Genomic DNA, 16,912 nt, shown 5'->3' with positions numbered 1-16,912 from the left:
TAAGAAAGATTTAAAAATGAATATGATGAACATCAAAAAAATAAGTCGGATAAAATTGCTCATCATTTATAAATTTCTTCAGTAACCAATCTATTCATCAACTTGGCATCAATGGATAAAAAATTGTTTTTCACATGAGCCAAAGCTAATCTTTTAAGCACATTGATGATTCCCGCTGGAGAGATCTCATATCTTTTGGCTAAAGATTTGAGATCAAAAGCAGTATCAGGAACACATAATTTCGGCCAGAATTTTTTCCATATCTTCTCTCTTACAGGCGCAGAAGGAAAAGGAAAATAAATCATATGGTCAAAACGTCTCAGAAAAGCGACATCCATATTTTTTTTCAGATTCGAAGCGATGATTACTATTCCATTGAAGTCTTCTATTCTTTGAAGCAAATAAGCGATTTCTTGATTAGCATAATGGTGAGAAGAACTTCTTCCTGATCCAGTATTTCTTTGGCCAAAAACAGCGTCTCCTTCATCAAAGAATAAAATTATATCCTCGCCTTCCAGTTGGTCGAATAGTTTTTCCAAGTTTTTATTTGTTTCGCCAATGAACTTGCTTACTAATTTGCTCAGATCCACTCGGTAGACTTTCTTATCCAATTTTTTTCCTAATAAAGCAACAGCCAGCGTTTTTCCGGTTCCACTAGGCCCATGAAACACCATACGGGTGCCATCTTTCATATGATCACCAAAGCCATAATCGGCTTTAAGCTTATCTTTGGCTTGTACAAAAGTGATCGCTTCATCAAGGCGACTAGCCACTGAATCTTCCAAGATCAAATCATCCCAATTCAAACTAGTGTCAATTGTGCTTGCAGGAAATTCCGGACTTAACTCAGGCAAAGAAGGCCTCAATTGAAGAAAGAAGTTTAAGAAATCCTTGTCAACGATAAATGGAGCGTACGTAAAGCTCATCAACTCAGGGGGAGCATTCAAAGAAATTATTTTTGAGGAAAAATACACATTGCCATCTTGGCTTAAAAATCTAAAAGCATCTGTTCTGACTTTGATAGTATTGCCGGCAATCAACTTCAGGCAAGTTTCGCCCGAAGGCAGCAAAAAGCCATCAGGAGACCTAAAAAGACTGAAAGGGTTGCCTTTTACGGCCATTTTATCAATGAGCGAAGGGGCAATCACCGACGCCATTGCCAGTATTAATGAAAAGTCTTCCAATGAGGAAGGAGACGCAGCCTTTCTGAATTCTACAAATGGATTTTCATCATCGGAATACAGGCAAAATCCATTCAAAATTTGAACACACGAAGCATTGTCAATAGGTTTGTTCAAATGCAATTCTTCAAGTCGAATGTCAACAAGCTTCTCTAATAAAGAAAAGTTGCCTATAAAAGTAGAGTAAAGATCCATAAAGATAAACGATTATTAAAAAAATAGCTTCATGACGTTATCGTCAGCAATAAAAATAAGACCGTAAGCGATAAAGTTAAAAAAAAGGATACATGCCAGTCATTTTCATTAAGCATCTTGTTGTCTCAAGCAAGCATGGTGTGGCGACATAGCATATTATGGCCATTCAAAGGATTTAATCAGATCTCTTTTTAAAATACCGGAAGTTCCTTCCAAGATACTTTTGGCCAAGGGATTGTCCTTTTTCTTAAGCTGATTGACTCTAACAGCGTATTTGTAATCATTTTTGATCGTATGAGCACTTACAGAGAACTTGCCTGAGGTTAACTCTATAGCACTAGATAAAGACAAATTGCGATTGGAAGCTGTTAATAATACCATTTCGCCTCTATAATAACATTTTTGCTGAGTAGTAAGCTTTCTAAAAGGATAGTGAATGCTAATCATCCATTCTTTTACTTGATTGAAGTCAGCAAAGTGAATAAACTTATAGTTGTTTCTCAATAAAAAAGCATCCATGCTTATGGCTATTCGGTACCTATGGAATCCATCCACAAGCACATTTTTGTTTTCAAATTTCCAAAGAATTATCGGAGATATGATGCCAAACTGCCGAATACTATCAGTCATTACTGACAAGTCGCATTCATTCAAGCTTGGAAAGTAGCTTTCCAAACAAGGGTCTATGAGTACATTAGATAGAACTGTATCCTGCTCCGTGGAAAAAGCATTTCTAATAAATTCACGTTTTGACATTGCTGATTTCTTTAACAAGGTTCATGTAGTCTATAGCCCCAAAAGATTTAGGATCATAATTGAAAATATCAGTTCTCAAAGCAGATGCTTCCTTGACTTTAACATTTGAGCGTATGATCGTATCGAACACAGGAAGATTCAAGCTGTTGACACGAGCCATAGCTTCTTGCTGTATAATTTGTCTTTTATCAACATTGGCAAAAAAGACCCCCAAAAGGCTAAGTTCCAACCCAATAACGGACTTAAGCTGGGCCACAATATCAATGATTCGATTCATTCCTTTGACTGCGTAGAAATCTGGATGTACAGGAATAATAAGCTCATCTGAAGCGATAAGAGCATTCTGAGTAAGTATGCTTATAGAAGGAGGACAATCAATAATCACATAGTCGAATTCGGCTTTATATTCTTTAAGAATTTGCTTTAGAGTTGCAAACCCTCCAATTTTATTTGTCAAATGCAATTCTGCATCTCCCAAATCCAAATCTGAAGGAGAAACATACAAATTTTCTTTAATGGAAATAATGGGCAAATCACAGCCATCCAACAAAGCATCAACAAGCTGATGAATAGGCGAAACAATGCCAAGGCCTTCAGTAAGATTTCCTTGAGGATCCATATCCAGTAAAAGGACTTTATAACCTATTTTGGCAAGGCCAGCCCCAATATTATGCGCTGATGTTGATTTTGCCTGTCCTCCTTTGTGATTGCTAATGCAAATAACTCTGCATACATCGGCACTTGAGCTTATCAATCCCATTCCAAATTATATTTATATTTCGCATATAATTTAATATTGGCTTGGGCAATCATTTTTTCTTCATCATTGCCATAATTGAGTATATACCACCTTATAAAATACCTGATATCTAAGTTGCTTTCACCTTTAGCCATGAACCTACTGAAAACTTCTTTTTCATAAAAATCTTCGCTTTCTTCTAATTCAAATAAAAAAATCGCCAAATCCTCATCGGAAGCAATCATTTGATATTTATCGAAAACTTTGTTTCGTATATTATCAAATTCATTGACAATCTTTTGCTTCAAGTTCTCTCTTCTTCTTAATAGCGATCGTCTATTGTTTTCTTTCATAACTTTCAAGGACTTAGACTTTTTTTCATTAAAGCTAGGCAATAGATATCCAAATCTTAAAGCATTGAGAAGGTAGCCTTTTTTATTAGAAACGTCTTTTTTGCCATCCACATAATCCATGCAGAAGTTCAAATAGTCAGAATCATACTTTTTTACTAATCTTTTGTATGAATACTCATCCAAGAACCTGTTACTTCCAGTCTTCTTACAGTTATCTATCTCCCTTTGATGTGGCCTAGAAGTATTCTTTCGAATATGAAATGAAATACTGATCACTCTTTTTGATTTTTTATTCTCCACAAAATTGACAGAGATGTCAGAGAGTTTATTGATTTCCTTAATCGCTGGACTTAAAACTTTTGTTTTGAAATTGCCATACAGCTTGTATTTATTCTCAAACCCTAACAATTCTCTTAATCGACCAACTTCAATTTCCCTCACCTTGATTTGAGGATAATACTGTTTCATTAATTCGTAAATTCTAAAAGAAGGCGCATGCTTGAACATTAAAACATCTCTTAAAAAGTAACTTGTGTATCTTTTTTTAAGATTTAAAAAAAAAGGCTTGACATCAGAAGAGAACTTTAGAGTTACATACCCTCTTCCTTTGGCTCCTTCAGCATAGGTGATAAGGCTATAGGCTCTCCATACATTATTAAACTCAATAGAAATGCTGCTATTGATTAAATCCTCCGCAGCTTGCCTTACTCTGTTGTATTGTTGGCCAGAAACTTTATCGGAACTATTCTTTCCTAAAATGTCGAGAATTGATATCTCATGCTCACAAAATTCATCATCGTTTTCGGTAATTTTTGAAGAAAGAAGCGCCAACATTCGAAATTGATCTAAACTAAATGATTGTTTAGAATTTACTATTTTATTAGACTTTACTACTTTATAGTTAAAATAATTATTCATCAAGGGTTAATCAAAAGGATAAATAAATATAACTTATCGGGTAAGTTAGTCTGATAAATATATAATATTAAATGATATAGACGAAATATTAAATGATAAAATAATACTTATTAACGATAATTAAGTGTTGGTTAGTGATTTTAAAGCAACACCATCACTCTTCAATACATTAACAATCAGACACTTAAAAACCATTAAAACAATAAAACATAAAACAATAAAACAACTAGGTAAGAAAATACTAGATTTATATAATTATATGAATTTTTAGTCAATTAGAAATCATACGTATTTTAATTATAAAAAAAATGAAATATGAAAATATCAATAGATAAAAATAATAGAATTGGAAACTCCTCATTGCAATCAATCTTTTAGTATGATTGTATTTCCATATCAATTAGCAATTTTAAAGCATTTTATTCTCACCATTCTGAGTTTACACTAGTCTTGCTATTATTCCTTCTTCGACCTTTCATAACCACTTACTCCCAAGCACCCTAATATAAGACCAACCAGAGACATGTATATGCTATCATTAATATGCTTGTCTTCATACCATAAATCAACTACTGTAAGAATTGAGAATAATAAAAAAGCCATCATAGCGATATGAAGCTTAGAGTTTGGCTCCTTAGTTTGAAAGTCTTGGAGCATTCTTTGAAGGTAATTCTTGGTTTCATTATTTTTCATAAGCCTTTTGCTTTAATTTGTCCGGCATCTAATACTTTAATTTGACAAGATCCTTTAAACGGTGCTTTTGACCCATTCAAAGTATACATACCTTGACATGAACACATCACCGGTGCCATATTATCAAGCAAAACAGGAGAATTATCTGTAGTTATTTTCTCAGAGTTGCCCATAATGTCAGAAAAGTTATTGCCATTTTCAGTATCTGACAACAATGGTCCTACTGCAGTGCAATTAATAGCACCATGCAAACCACCACTGGGTTGTTTAATCGCCGTTATCACTGGATCACCTGAAAGCGACAGGTTTGAGGAAGAAGGTTCTATTGATAAATCACTTTTATCAATGACAAATTTTCCCTGGCCTGGAATAGATGCTGACATCGGAGTTATCAACAATTTAAATTTGTCATTCAAAATTAATCCATTCATAATTACTAAATTTAAAGAAACAATTGAATATTATGAGAGTCTAATATGCGATCAGGCATATTTTCTTTCAATAAATCCTCAGAAAAAGGATTATTTTTCATGCTAATAATCTTCAGATTAGGACATTCAAGTACTTGTTCAGGAAAAATTGTGAATTGATTATCGTCCATAACCAAGACTTCAAGATTTCTCAATTCGGAAAATTTATTAGGCAAATAAGATAATTCATTTTTAGACAGATTTATGAATTGAAGACTTGAGCATTGATGAATATTGGTTGGTATATTTTGTATTTCATTATCCTCCAAATGCAAATATTTCAAATTATCAAGCTTTGCAATGCTTTCAGGCAATTGCTTCAAGTTGTTGGAAGCTAAATTTAATTGTTCTAAAGAAGTTATATCACCTAATGCATAAGGAAATTGTGAGAGTTCATTTTGAGAAAGTATAATAACTTTTAATTTTCGAAGTTTTGTGATAGCATTGGAAATTGATTCCAATTGATTGGATGCTGCGGAAAATATTTGAAGCTCAGGACTTGAAAAAGCAATATCAGGTAAAGTGCTTATCTTATTGCCATCCAATGACAATATTTCCAATTTTTCGAGTGATGAGAATGACCAAGGAATACTTTTAACTTGATTATCTTTAAGACTCAACATCACCAAGTTTCGACATAAGCCCAAAGGCCACATGTCAGAAATGTAATTTGAATCCAAAGTCAAAAGAGCCAATTTAGTTAACTTGTTAAAGTCAGCGCTCAGATCATCTAGTTGATTATTGGAAAGAAATGCTGACCGCAAGTTCTTATGATTAAAAAAACTAGAAGGCAATGCCTTTATTAGATTGTCATCAGCATTAACAACATTCAAATCAGAAAAGTTCTTTGACAATGAATGATTTGGAAATGATACAATGCCACAATTTTGAAGTTCTATTTCATTATATGACGAAGTCAATAATTTATTCCAAAGGTTTTGAATATTAGAAGACAGAGACTGAGCCTCTTGATTACTGAAGATATTAGCCATAAAACAATAAAAATATGAAGCCACAGCTCAAGAGCTATGGCAATAAAAAAAAGATTATAGTTTTTCTTGAGAAAAAGAATACTCCGCTTCGATTGTTGGGTTGTCTTTATTCAAATCTTCACTTGAAGCTATGATACTCAAGTCTACATTTTCAATTTCCACAGATTTGTACTCCGGAGGGAGGAAATTCATCGAGCACTTGTAATTAATCGCATTGATTCTTAAATTATCGTATTCAAAATCTTTAGTTCTGGCAGTGTCTACTTTTCCATCACATTCAATTTTTCTCACGCAAAAATCTCCATATTTAAATTCTTCTCCATCCAAAGTCAAAATAGATTGATATCTATAGTTTTCCCATAAACCATTCGAACTATCTGATAAACTTAGCCGATTGATTTTGGAAAACTCATAGTTTATCATGTCTATAAGTTTTAATTGCTCAGAAGCGGAAACGGATGGCGGTAATTCGTTTGCAGACATATTCGATACAAAAAATAAAGAAAAGTCAGTGTCAAAAAATACGGTTTTATCATACGAAAATGTAAAAGTGCTATCATGTATATCCAATAAAATAGCAGGGCAAGAGAAGTTAGCCACTTCGGTGTTAAATTTTTGCATTTGATTATTGTATAAATCAAAATGAATAGCAGGTATAGATTCTTGCTCTACATAGTCGGAGATGATCTTATTAATCAATCGATAAAGATAATCAAACATAATAAATGAATTAAATAAAAAATAGGTTCAAGGCAAAAGTCAAAAAAATATATCTAGATAAAAAGCAATGCATAACATGACGGTCTCAAGTTAAAGCGTCATTCAAATATAAAAGACAATGACGATCAAGAGCATTTGCTTAGAAAAAGAATAAACGTAAAATTTGCAAAGAAGACAATGTTTAAACACTTAGGAACAGCTAACACTATGCATTGTCTCATTGAGATTATTTTTTGAATCCCAAAAATAAGAAGTGCTCAATATGAGCTGAGTCAAATAAATTTTTTAGGACATGAAATGACTTCGGTTGAATGTTTAGGGCAATGGAAGATCAAGTAAGAGAAGAAAGCTTCAAAGCCAAAATACATGAGCAAAGGGTCATTTCATGATTGCATAACTGAACTTATAAAAAGTAATTATAACATTTTTTTAACCCCAAAATAAAAGATATATGTCGTTAAATGACGTAACATTCGACAGGACCATTGGAGGTCTGGGGAGAGTGTCTCCTAGTGAAGATCATGTCAGTGGCATGCTATTTTACGAACAAGATACAAGTGGAGAAGAGGAAATATCATCTATAGAAGAGCTATCCCCTAAGTTTACTCCATATTCTAATAGCGGAGAATCGAATGCGAAGAACATTCTTTACTATCATGTCAGTGAATTTTTTAGAATGAACCCTTCTGGAAAATTATTTGTCAAATATGTTGCAAGTGGAGATAGATCAACTGATTATTCAGAAATCAAAGAATTGCAATTTAAATCCGGTCGCAAACTTAGACAATTAGGAGTTTACGATCCAGAAATCGATTTAGGAGAAACAGATCCAGGTTCTCATACCCAAATCGCTTGGCCCAGCTTGCAATCATTAACTAAGACATTAAACACAGAAGAGCATGCACCGTTATCTATGATGATTCAAGGAAAGTTCACTGGAACACTAAGCCAATTGAGTGATCTTAGTGGAAAGGAATCAAGATATATTAGCGTATTGATAGGAGAAAGCGCCACAGGACAAGCTTCAGCGATTAAAACCAATCTAAAGGATAATAACCTACCCGTTGGCTGTTTAGGCACAGCATTGGGTACACTAAGCAAGGCACTGGTTCATGAAAATATCGCATGGGTTCAAAAATTCAACATTGCTGGAGGAGAGTATGATGTTCCAGGATTTATCAATGGGGATAGATATGATGAAGTAACCAAAAGCGATCTAGACGATTTGAACACAAACAGATACATTTTCGCCATCAAGCACACAGGCGACCCAGGGACATACTTCAACGATTCACATACAGCAACCAAAGCGGTGGATGATTACGCTTATATTGAAAATAACCGAACAATAGACAAAGCTATCCGCAATATCAGAACAAGCCTCCTGCCCCAGCTTAACAGCCCTCTAAGAGTGGATAGAGAAGGATATCTATTTCCTGATACTGTAAAATATTTTGAAAACTTGGTCAAAAAGACTCTTGACCAAATGCGTAACGACGGAGAGCTAAGCGACTATGCCATAGGTATCGATCCTTATCAAAGAGTATTGGAAACTAGTGAACTTGTGATATCTACAAGACTGGTGCCAAGAGGAATAGCCAGGTCCATTGATGTTAAAATAGGCTTTGCTACAAACGCGGAATAATCATTCATAATAAGCTGTTTTAAAATTAAAAATATGGAATTAAATAATATCACATTCAATAAAACCATTGGAGGACTTGGACGAACTTTGCCTGGGCAAGACCATGTATCCGGCATGCTATTTTGGCTAGATAGTAAAGGCTCTAAGACCAAAGAAGATACACCAATAGCGATCAAGTCCGTAGAAGAATTGGAACGCCTAGGCATTGAAAAACAAAAGAGATTTGAAGGGGATTCTGGGTTTGATGAAAATGTAGATGAAAAAGATGATCAAACAATATGGTATCATGTGGAGCAATTTTTTGGCATGAATCCAGGTGCAACTCTTTGGGTAGAAATTAAAACAACGGCTGATTCCAGTTCAGTAGAATCACTTCAACAAAGTGCAAATGGTGCAATCAGACAAATTGGTATATATGATGAAGTATCGTCAAATACTGAACCTTTTATCGGGGATCTTCAAAATAAAGCTACGAATCTAGCAGATAAAAATCAGCCTGTTTCTGTATTATATCAAAATGTAAATTATGTTGTGCCTAAAGAAGAAAATACTTCTTTATTAAGAGAAGGAAAGGCAAAATATATCAGCGTTCTTATAGGACAAGATGCAAACGCTCGAAAGATCAAAGAAAAAATTGGCTGCATAGGGGTAGCTCTAGGGGCGTTAAGCTCAGCTGCCGTTCATGAAAATATTGGATGGGTGCAAAAGTTCAACTTAGGCGGTCATATATCCAATCCTGAAATACTCATTAAAGAAAATGCTGACCCTGATCCCGATGAATTTCAGGCAATCAAAACGATGAGCAAGACCGACAAAAGCAATCTGAACAGTACAGGGTTCATATTTCCATTGCAGCATATCGGCGACCCCGGAGTGTACTTCAATGATTCACATACCTGTATCGATTCTTTGGACGATTACGCATACATAGAGAACAACAGAACTATCGAAAAGGCTATCAGAGAAATTAGGAGTAATTTATTGCCGCAATTGAATAGCCCATTCGATATCGATTCAGAAACAGGAAGAATGACTCAGGATGCTGCCAAGCACTTTGAGAACTTATGCAAACAGCCTTTGGAAAGGATGGTAAATCAAGGAGAGCTAAGTGAGTTTGGTGTCAAGGTAGATCCTCTTCAGGTTATTTCTGATTCTCATATTGAAGTTGTGATGAAGTTAGTCCCTAGAGGAACAGCTAGAAGCATCAAAGTAAATATTGGATTCACTGCCAGAGTATAAAAAAGAACATTCGGAAAGATCGCATTTCTTGAACATTCAACATTGAAAACATAAAATAAATAACAAATGAAATTCGCACCATTAGTAAACGGAAGAACCTATTCATGGTCAGATATTACCGTAAACATATTAGGAAACCCAGTATCAGGCATTACTGCTGTCAGTTATGAAGATAAGCAGGAAATGGAAAATGTATATGGAGCGGGTGAGCAACCAGTCGCCAGAGGCTATGGCAAAATTGAAGCGACAGGTTCAATCACCTTATTAGTTGACGAAGTAGAAGCATTGATGAATGCATCTGAGTCTGGAAGGCTCCAAGAGATTCCTGAGTTCGACATTGTTGTCGCATATGAAACATCTCAGGGAGAAATCAAAACACATACTTTGAAAAACTGCAAGTTCAAATCCAATAAAAGAGAAATGAAAACCGGAGATATGAAAATGGAATCAGCACTTGAGCTACTGATTTCTCATATCGAATGGAAATAAAATATCTATGCCAACCACATGCGTCGAGAGCAAATATTTCGTCGCATGTGTTAACATTTGAAAAATATGAAAGACAAGGTCCAAGAAATATTAAAAGAGGAACACGGTGAACTCTATGAGCTGGAAGTGCCCTATTCATCGCAAAACAAAGAAAGTGTCAAAGCCTACCTAAAAAAACCAAGTCGAAAGGTCTTATCGGCATTTCTTAGCAAAGTGAATATGGATCCTCTAGGCGCCTATGAATTATTATTGAAAAACTGTTGGGTAAAAGGAGATAAAAAGATATTGGAAGAGGATGAGCTTTTGATGAGCGCTTGTTCATCATTGGAACCACTAGTAAGCTATCGTCAATCCACTTTAAAAAAAATTTAAATTCATTCGTCGTCAATGAAGGTCCACATATGGATCATTTGAGAAAAATGAACGCTATGCTTCGGTTTCATTTTAAAATAGATCCCGATGCTCTTTCAGATGAGGAATTTGCCATGCGATGGCATGAATTAGTATGGATACTCAATCAACAAAAGGGTATAGAACAAAAATGAGAACTTGTGAACTAAAAATATTAAAATCCTCGTGGATAAACTCTATATGCTCAATTCAAAATAGATACGAGCATATGGCCAAAAAAGGATTCAATGAATTCTCATGGAAAGTCATGGACAATATATCTTTTCCTCAAAAGATGGGGGATGATAAAGTGCTACCAGATGTTGACAAGACTCATATAGCTCAAAGTTACGTCAATACTGACGATTCAAGCCATACATTAACTCAAAACAAGGTCATTAATAACATTTTGAGTAACAAAATAAAAAGCGATTCCCAACAATTCACAAACATAAACAAAACAATTAATGATGCTGTAGGAAAGGATATCAATGGCGTAGTTCAAAATACTCATAGGTCTGAAAGCATATATCAATCCATACAAAACATCATAAATAGAAATCATGACCATCATCCATTAGTCAATAATTTTTCTCAGACAGATCAAGGAAAAAAATACGAAGTCTCTTCATGGCTTCATCATCAAAACATAGAAACGATCAATCAAAGTCTATGGAAAGAATTTGATCCTAAGCCTAATAGTCAGCTCCATAAAAAAGATGCTGAAAAACCCAGAGTCATCGTCCAAAAACTCGTGGAAAACATACATATAAACCATCAAGGCAGTTGGACAATTACCCAAGAAGAAATAAAGACGCAAGTGGAAAGTGCATTGATACGAGCGCTGGAGAGTGCATAGAGTAAAGTAAATATTTTTATTACCAATTATGAGTAAATATCAATTTGTATTAGACCAATTAGGCTTAAAATCTATACAGCCTAAAATATATCGATCTGAAACAGATATCATTGATGATCATCTATTTTCTGAAAATAGGGTCAGTCTTTTGGGAACACCTGTATTTTCAAGCGTAACCATATCAGACTTTGAGAACAGTAACAATACTATCGTGTTGGATGCTGCTCTAATAGATTTAAACGCTGAAAAAAATATTTCCATGACACCTATCCAAGGAAGGAAAGGGACATTCAAAGAGTTTATATCAGAAGGAGACTACGGGATAACTATCAAGGGGGTCATTTTTGGAAAGAATCGCGATTATCCACTGAAGGAAGTCAAGAAGCTCATTCATTTATGTCAATCGCATAACTCCGTTAGAGTATCAAGCGAATTTTTAGCTCTATTCAAGATTTTTAGCATGGTGATCAAAAGCTATAGCTTAGGACAGTCCGAAAAGCAAGGATTTCTAAATATTCAACCATTCTCTTTGCATTGTGTTAGCGACGAGCCTGTTGAACTATCTCTTAAATAAGAAAATATGAAACAAGCAATAGCCAAGGTAAAGATAGCTGAATATTCATTTGATCAAGTCGAAAGCATAAAGATCCAATCCAGCATGCATCAACTAGGGGATAAATGCACCGTAAGACTGCCAAAAAAAGTCAAATGGGGCAAAGGATTAGTGTCTTTGGATGAACAAGATATACTTAAAAAAGGAATGGAGATTGTCGTAGAAATGGGCTATGACTCGGACATCTCTGAAAGGTTCAAAGGCTATATTCGTCACATCCATTTGGATGATATTGTTGAGTTGGAATGCGAAGACAATATTAAGTGGCTGGAAGAACACACATTCGATAGTTTTTCATTAAAAGAGAATGCTAATATATCCGAACTTGTTCAAAAAATATTGCCATCCAACTCTATTCCTTTATCAAAAGCATTGCCTATTCCAGTTCTCTCAACCGGAAAATTGCGAATAAGAGGTTGCTCGGCGCAAGATGGAATCAAACAAATTTCCAAATTATTTGGAATGAAAATATTTTTCAAGAATGGAGAACTGTCCTTCCACTCTGCCGCTTCTCAGGTCAATAAGGTCCATAAAATAGCCAGAGACAAAAATATGGCAAGCATGGACGCAAAGCTAATAACAGTTCACGACTCACGAAAAATTGTCGAACTGGTAGTCACTAATGAACAAAATAAAGGCTTCAGTCTCAAAATCGGCAATAAAGGAGGTGAAGTCAAGAAAATAGAATATCAATTGGGTGCTAATAACTTAGCCACAGCCAGCTTCAGCTTATTAAACCATATTATCAATGAACAATATGATGGTATGAAGGGAAGCATTACTTTATTCGGACTTCCTATGGTAGAGCATGGCGACGCATTGGAACTTGATGACTATTTGTATCCTGACCATAATGGTACTTATTGGGTCGAATCAGTCATCACTACGCTTGGCAAAGAAGGGATAAGACAGCAAGTGGAGCTAGGTAGAAGCACTGATTATATATTCCCTTATCAACCAAAAGACTTACTGAATGCTGCCATAGAAGAATTGGCGACCTATATAGTCAAGAAGCTCAAAGAAGCAAACATGGGAATTGAATTAATTCAAAAATTATACTAGACACCGACTATGAATCAATACAGAGACATATTATCCGATGACAATGGCGACCTGCTCATCGAACATGGAGACTTCGTTGTAAGCCATAACGATTACGGACATATACGAAATATCATGCAGTCCAACTATGGGTCATATAGCCAATTCCCTAGTCTGGGGGCTAACTTGAGATCGCTTCAATACGGTTTTTGGACTCCTGAGTTCAAACGGCATCTGACCATACAATTGGAGTTTGACAATTATGATGTTAATGAAATCAATGTGCCTGATACTGGTGAAATTCAAATCCATGCAACAAGAAAGGATTAAATATCCATTGTCATTCAATAACATCAAAGTATTGGTAAAGCGTATGATGTGCGCTCAAATGTAGTACGGTGACTGCCATCTTAGGCATGATGTGATACTAATTTGACCCCGATAAGAAAAACTTAGACATTCGTATATCATGAAATACAAAAAAATAACAAGTCTCCAAAACCAAACGCTAATCGATATCTCCCAGCAAGAGTATGGGGACCCGACTGGTGCATTTGTATTGTTGGAAGACAATCCCGCATTAGAAGAGGAGTCAATATACCAAGATATTCTGAATTTTGATCAAGAGCTTGATGATCTAAGCCAGCAAACCATAGCTCAACAAATGACCTATTTAACAGCTAGACTGCCTTATGGAATTGAGATCAAGATACGAGAAAACTATATTTTGAACGAGGAAGCTCTAACAACATCAGAGCTATTTAAAGAGAACAATATTTCTATAAAAACGAACTAATAAAACAATGGCAAGAAATATTAGAGAAATCTACAATGAAATAATAATCGCCAAGGAAAATAATGAGCAATTGGATATGCTCGTCAATGGCTATAGTCCTGAAGACTCCAAAGGCCAAGACTATTCTCAAGAATTGATTTCAGCAGCCAACTCGCCAAGCAAAGTCGCTGAATGGAAATTGATTTATTGGGTAGTGGCTTTTGCTATTTGGACTCATGAACAACTTTGGGAAGTTTTCTTCAAAAAAGCTGAAGCTTTGGAAAAAGCTTCTAAAATTGGAAGCTTGGAATGGTATAAAAAGAAAATACTTGAATATGATGGTTGGAAAGATAGCGAAGGGAATAATGTAATTCAATTTGTATCCTTAGAAGAAGTAGAAGGATTAATCAAAATAAAAATTGCCGGTCAAAATCGAAATAACCTTGATCCTGATTTACCAATTCCTCCCGTGGAAAGTGATCCCGACTATGAAACCAAACAGGAAGAATACCTTGCTATTGAACGTTTGAAAAATGGATTCAATCATTTCAAAAACTTCTTTGATCAGGAAATTAGACTTGCTGGTATTCAAACCAGTATCACAAGTCATGACGCTGACATAGTGAAAGTAAAATACGATATCTATTATAATCCTAAGATGTCGCTGCAAGAAGACAAAACAGCAAGAGACATCCTTATGGAACGCATCGAGGAAAAACTTAATGAGTTCCAAAGAAATGACATGCCTTACAATGGTATTCTAAGCTTAACTAAATTAACAGATGCCTTACAACAGGTTGAAGATATCATAAGTCCTGTGCTTGATGAAGCATATTATATTAATATACTTAACACTGATGAGGATGGCAATACAACTGAAAAATCTGTTGAAATAGAAGAGTTTTATCGACCATTATCTGGAGCTATCGATATAGAAATTATTGTAGAGGAAAGTTCCTTTATACCTTATAATACATTAACAAATAGCGACAACACTGACTTGACTTTCTCTTATGAAATTGGTGTAAACTCTCTTTTCAAGAATCTTATAGACATCAATACTCTTAAAGATAAAGTAAGTAAAAATGTAAGAGAATATGTAACAGGATTAACACAAGGGTCTAAACTAAAGCTTTCGGAAGTAGAAGAAAAGATCAGGTCATATTTGCTTATCGACCCTGAATTAGAAATCGTTAGTTTCGATCAAAATAATTACTTAAACAGGTTAAAAGATTTTTCAAATTTATATTCTACACTTAAATCCGAATCTGAGGCAATTGTCGTCGAACCTGATATTAATAAATATAGAGCATCTTCTGATGTTAATATCTATGAACATGGTGTTACAGTAACTGATGTAGGATATTTCAACGTTAATAACCTTACAGGAAATCCTACGAAAATAACATCATTCTATATTGATGAAATTAAGGATGGTACCTTACTAGCAATTGCTTATGACCTTATCAAAGAAAAACCAAATATCGATACCATCACAGAAGAAGATGTATTTAAACTTTTAGTACCGTTTCGAAAATATGACATATCAAACGAAAGTAAAACTTTCATTACGATGGAATCCTTTATTTCAGATAAAAATGAAAAATATTTGAAAGCACAAGATGGCACCATACATCATTTTATTCTAGAAAAAGGAATGTATGGACATTTAAATACTTATATATATCAATATATTAGGGCAGCAAATTCAAAGTACATTCAAAATAATGAAAAGGGATATCATAGAGCTAAATATAAGTATATCGATGATTACTCAGGAATACAAATTGCATTCAATATAGAAGCTATTACATATCGAATTCGACAGGTTTATAAAGAAGCTTCAATTGGCATAGATATGAATAACAATCCAATTTTTTATGAAAAACTCTATTTAATGGATTTAGAATCTTATACAAATCGAATAAATCGAAAAGTATATTTTACTGAAAAAGTCAATGAATACGAAAGGTATCTGCTTGAAAAAATCAGTGAGAATGATAATTTGGATATCTTCAATTTGAACGCAATAGATATTCTCTATAGCAGCTCTCAAGCATTGGCAGGAGTAGAAGGAGGCACTTTATCCAGCGTTAACTATCCTGATCGATTAGATAGAACAGAAAATAAATCATATCTACTCAAATCTCGAAAAATTTCCCATAAAATATCTCCTCCCAATATCGTAGAATACAATAATTTGGAAGATATATCGGTGCTTGACAGCAAGTTTATTGAAGATAATATAAGCGAAGAATATAAAGTTCACCTAATTTAGACTGCTATGACAACGAACAAAGAGACGTTCATCAAGCGTCTGATGGCTCCATTTTTAAGACAGCCTACAAGAGTAGCTTACCTGACAAATGGCTTGAAGCCCATGTGGGATTTATTTGAAAAGACAAATGGATTATTCAATGATTTTGAGGAGAATATTACGTTTATCCCTACAGAAAATGCTATAAGATACTATATATTAAATAAGTTCTCAAAATATGTAGAAGCTGAAGGTGTCAATGTTTACAGCAATGATCTAGGACATAAAAAAAACCTTAATGTATCGAAAACGATCAATAACTATCACATTTACAACCAAGAGTCATATCCTGAAGAGATAAACAATCCAATATTTGAAATATTCGAACATAATGTCCACAACTCACCCAATGGATCACCTCAAGCATTTATTTACAATCATAGTCAATGGTTACCTACCGAAGTTACAACCAAAATCGTCATAAAAGATCAATACAAGGAAAGAGCTGACATAAAAGCATTGATTCAGCGAATTGTAGAAGAAAAAATGATCGCGGGTAAAAGATCAGTCATTCATTTCGAATAATA

19 protein-coding genes are annotated in these 16,912 nt (G+C 34.5%); 11 read left to right on the top strand and 8 right to left on the bottom strand.

The features are described 5' to 3' along the window. Positions 1–62: 62 nt before the first annotated feature. The 8 genes from AABK36_RS25150 to AABK36_RS25115 all read right to left on the bottom strand — a co-directional run bounded on the left by AABK36_RS25150 (position 63) and on the right by AABK36_RS25115 (position 7,017). Complete coding sequence (locus AABK36_RS25150) at positions 63–1,376, bottom strand: ATP-binding protein (protein WP_309943216.1); 1,314 nt, start codon at positions 1,374–1,376, stop codon at positions 63–65. A gap of 156 nt (positions 1,377–1,532) precedes the next feature. After that, positions 1,533–2,132 (bottom strand): ParB N-terminal domain-containing protein, encoded by a 600-nt coding sequence (locus AABK36_RS25145; protein WP_309943214.1) that lies wholly within the window; start codon positions 2,130–2,132, stop codon positions 1,533–1,535. Further along, a complete protein-coding gene (locus AABK36_RS25140) occupies positions 2,119–2,892 on the bottom strand; it encodes a ParA family protein (RefSeq protein ID WP_309943212.1) in 774 nt (257 codons plus the stop codon). The genes AABK36_RS25145 and AABK36_RS25140 overlap by 14 nt, the downstream gene beginning before the upstream one ends. Continuing rightward, complete coding sequence (locus AABK36_RS25135) at positions 2,883–4,142, bottom strand: replication initiation protein (protein ID WP_309943210.1); 1,260 nt, start codon at positions 4,140–4,142, stop codon at positions 2,883–2,885. The genes AABK36_RS25140 and AABK36_RS25135 overlap by 10 nt, the downstream gene beginning before the upstream one ends. A 456-nt stretch (positions 4,143–4,598) precedes the next feature. Next, complete coding sequence (locus tag AABK36_RS25130) at positions 4,599–4,835, bottom strand: hypothetical protein (protein ID WP_309943208.1); 237 nt, start codon at positions 4,833–4,835, stop codon at positions 4,599–4,601. Further along, positions 4,832–5,266 (bottom strand): hypothetical protein, encoded by a 435-nt coding sequence (locus AABK36_RS25125; protein ID WP_309943206.1) that lies wholly within the window; start codon positions 5,264–5,266, stop codon positions 4,832–4,834. The genes AABK36_RS25130 and AABK36_RS25125 overlap by 4 nt, the downstream gene beginning before the upstream one ends. Positions 5,267–5,277: 11 nt before the next feature. After that, on the bottom strand, positions 5,278–6,297 hold the full coding sequence (locus AABK36_RS25120; RefSeq protein WP_309943204.1) for a leucine-rich repeat domain-containing protein: 1,020 nt from the start codon (positions 6,295–6,297) through the stop codon (positions 5,278–5,280). A 54-nt stretch (positions 6,298–6,351) separates the two neighbouring features. Further along, positions 6,352–7,017, bottom strand: a complete 666-nt coding sequence (locus AABK36_RS25115) for a hypothetical protein (RefSeq protein WP_309943203.1) — start codon at positions 7,015–7,017, stop codon at positions 6,352–6,354. A gap of 451 nt (positions 7,018–7,468) precedes the next feature. Here AABK36_RS25115 and AABK36_RS25110 point away from each other — a divergent pair, with 451 nt between their 5' ends. From AABK36_RS25110 to AABK36_RS25060, 11 genes are all read left to right on the top strand, one after another. Continuing rightward, entirely contained in the window at positions 7,469–8,662 is a 1,194-nt protein-coding gene (locus tag AABK36_RS25110) for a DUF2586 family protein (RefSeq protein ID WP_309943201.1), read from the top strand. A gap of 33 nt (positions 8,663–8,695) precedes the next feature. Next, positions 8,696–9,901: a DUF2586 family protein gene (locus AABK36_RS25105; protein WP_309943198.1), complete on the top strand. Its 1,206-nt coding sequence runs from the start codon at positions 8,696–8,698 to the stop codon at positions 9,899–9,901. Positions 9,902–9,967: 66 nt separating this feature from the next. Continuing rightward, complete coding sequence (locus AABK36_RS25100; RefSeq protein ID WP_309943195.1) at positions 9,968–10,390, top strand: hypothetical protein; 423 nt, start codon at positions 9,968–9,970, stop codon at positions 10,388–10,390. A 66-nt stretch (positions 10,391–10,456) separates the two neighbouring features. Beyond that, positions 10,457–10,762 (top strand): hypothetical protein, encoded by a 306-nt coding sequence (locus AABK36_RS25095; protein ID WP_309943192.1) that lies wholly within the window; start codon positions 10,457–10,459, stop codon positions 10,760–10,762. A 247-nt stretch (positions 10,763–11,009) separates the two neighbouring features. Then, positions 11,010–11,639, top strand: coding sequence for a hypothetical protein (locus tag AABK36_RS25090; protein ID WP_309943190.1), 630 nt, complete (start codon positions 11,010–11,012; stop codon positions 11,637–11,639). Positions 11,640–11,667: 28 nt separating this feature from the next. Continuing rightward, positions 11,668–12,213, top strand: coding sequence for a DUF6046 domain-containing protein (locus AABK36_RS25085; protein WP_309943189.1), 546 nt, complete (start codon positions 11,668–11,670; stop codon positions 12,211–12,213). A gap of 6 nt (positions 12,214–12,219) precedes the next feature. Further along, complete coding sequence (locus AABK36_RS25080; protein ID WP_309943186.1) at positions 12,220–13,314, top strand: hypothetical protein; 1,095 nt, start codon at positions 12,220–12,222, stop codon at positions 13,312–13,314. Positions 13,315–13,323: 9 nt separating this feature from the next. Further along, on the top strand, positions 13,324–13,623 hold the full coding sequence (locus tag AABK36_RS25075; protein ID WP_309943184.1) for a hypothetical protein: 300 nt from the start codon (positions 13,324–13,326) through the stop codon (positions 13,621–13,623). 139 nt (positions 13,624–13,762) lie between these two features. Next, positions 13,763–14,089: a hypothetical protein gene (locus AABK36_RS25070; protein WP_309943182.1), complete on the top strand. Its 327-nt coding sequence runs from the start codon at positions 13,763–13,765 to the stop codon at positions 14,087–14,089. A gap of 7 nt (positions 14,090–14,096) precedes the next feature. After that, positions 14,097–16,346: a hypothetical protein gene (locus AABK36_RS25065; RefSeq protein ID WP_309943180.1), complete on the top strand. Its 2,250-nt coding sequence runs from the start codon at positions 14,097–14,099 to the stop codon at positions 16,344–16,346. 6 nt (positions 16,347–16,352) lie between these two features. Next, the gene (locus AABK36_RS25060; RefSeq protein WP_309943179.1) at positions 16,353–16,910 is read left to right on the top strand and encodes a hypothetical protein; all 558 of its coding nucleotides are present in this window, start codon (positions 16,353–16,355) and stop codon (positions 16,908–16,910) included. The last annotated feature ends 2 nt before the right edge of the window (positions 16,911–16,912 follow it).

Source organism: Aureibacter tunicatorum, from assembly GCF_036492635.1.
GTDB classification, from domain to species: Bacteria; Bacteroidota; Bacteroidia; order Cytophagales; family Cyclobacteriaceae; genus Aureibacter; species Aureibacter tunicatorum.
This window is presented reverse-complemented; position numbering and strand designations above follow the sequence as displayed.

Bases quoted from the DNA above. Each gene is read 5' to 3' on its own strand.
- AABK36_RS25095 (WP_309943192.1), top strand. From the start codon at position 10,457: ATGAAAGACAAGGTCCAAGAAATATTAAAAGAGGAACACGGTGAACTC.
- AABK36_RS25125 (WP_309943206.1), bottom strand. From the start codon at position 5,266: ATGAATGGATTAATTTTGAATGACAAATTTAAATTGTTGATAACTCCG.
- AABK36_RS25150 (WP_309943216.1), bottom strand. From the start codon at position 1,376: ATGGATCTTTACTCTACTTTTATAGGCAACTTTTCTTTATTAGAGAAG.
- AABK36_RS25075 (WP_309943184.1), top strand. From the start codon at position 13,324: ATGAATCAATACAGAGACATATTATCCGATGACAATGGCGACCTGCTC.
- AABK36_RS25140 (WP_309943212.1), bottom strand. From the start codon at position 2,892: ATGGGATTGATAAGCTCAAGTGCCGATGTATGCAGAGTTATTTGCATT.
- AABK36_RS25070 (WP_309943182.1), top strand. From the start codon at position 13,763: ATGAAATACAAAAAAATAACAAGTCTCCAAAACCAAACGCTAATCGAT.
- AABK36_RS25115 (WP_309943203.1), bottom strand. From the start codon at position 7,017: ATGTTTGATTATCTTTATCGATTGATTAATAAGATCATCTCCGACTAT.
- AABK36_RS25110 (WP_309943201.1), top strand. From the start codon at position 7,469: ATGTCGTTAAATGACGTAACATTCGACAGGACCATTGGAGGTCTGGGG.
- AABK36_RS25135 (WP_309943210.1), bottom strand. From the start codon at position 4,142: ATGAATAATTATTTTAACTATAAAGTAGTAAAGTCTAATAAAATAGTA.
- AABK36_RS25080 (WP_309943186.1), top strand. From the start codon at position 12,220: ATGAAACAAGCAATAGCCAAGGTAAAGATAGCTGAATATTCATTTGAT.
- AABK36_RS25100 (WP_309943195.1), top strand. From the start codon at position 9,968: ATGAAATTCGCACCATTAGTAAACGGAAGAACCTATTCATGGTCAGAT.
- AABK36_RS25105 (WP_309943198.1), top strand. From the start codon at position 8,696: ATGGAATTAAATAATATCACATTCAATAAAACCATTGGAGGACTTGGA.
- AABK36_RS25065 (WP_309943180.1), top strand. From the start codon at position 14,097: ATGGCAAGAAATATTAGAGAAATCTACAATGAAATAATAATCGCCAAG.
- AABK36_RS25090 (WP_309943190.1), top strand. From the start codon at position 11,010: ATGGCCAAAAAAGGATTCAATGAATTCTCATGGAAAGTCATGGACAAT.
- AABK36_RS25130 (WP_309943208.1), bottom strand. From the start codon at position 4,835: ATGAAAAATAATGAAACCAAGAATTACCTTCAAAGAATGCTCCAAGAC.
- AABK36_RS25060 (WP_309943179.1), top strand. From the start codon at position 16,353: ATGACAACGAACAAAGAGACGTTCATCAAGCGTCTGATGGCTCCATTT.
- AABK36_RS25145 (WP_309943214.1), bottom strand. From the start codon at position 2,132: ATGTCAAAACGTGAATTTATTAGAAATGCTTTTTCCACGGAGCAGGAT.
- AABK36_RS25085 (WP_309943189.1), top strand. From the start codon at position 11,668: ATGAGTAAATATCAATTTGTATTAGACCAATTAGGCTTAAAATCTATA.
- AABK36_RS25120 (WP_309943204.1), bottom strand. From the start codon at position 6,297: ATGGCTAATATCTTCAGTAATCAAGAGGCTCAGTCTCTGTCTTCTAAT.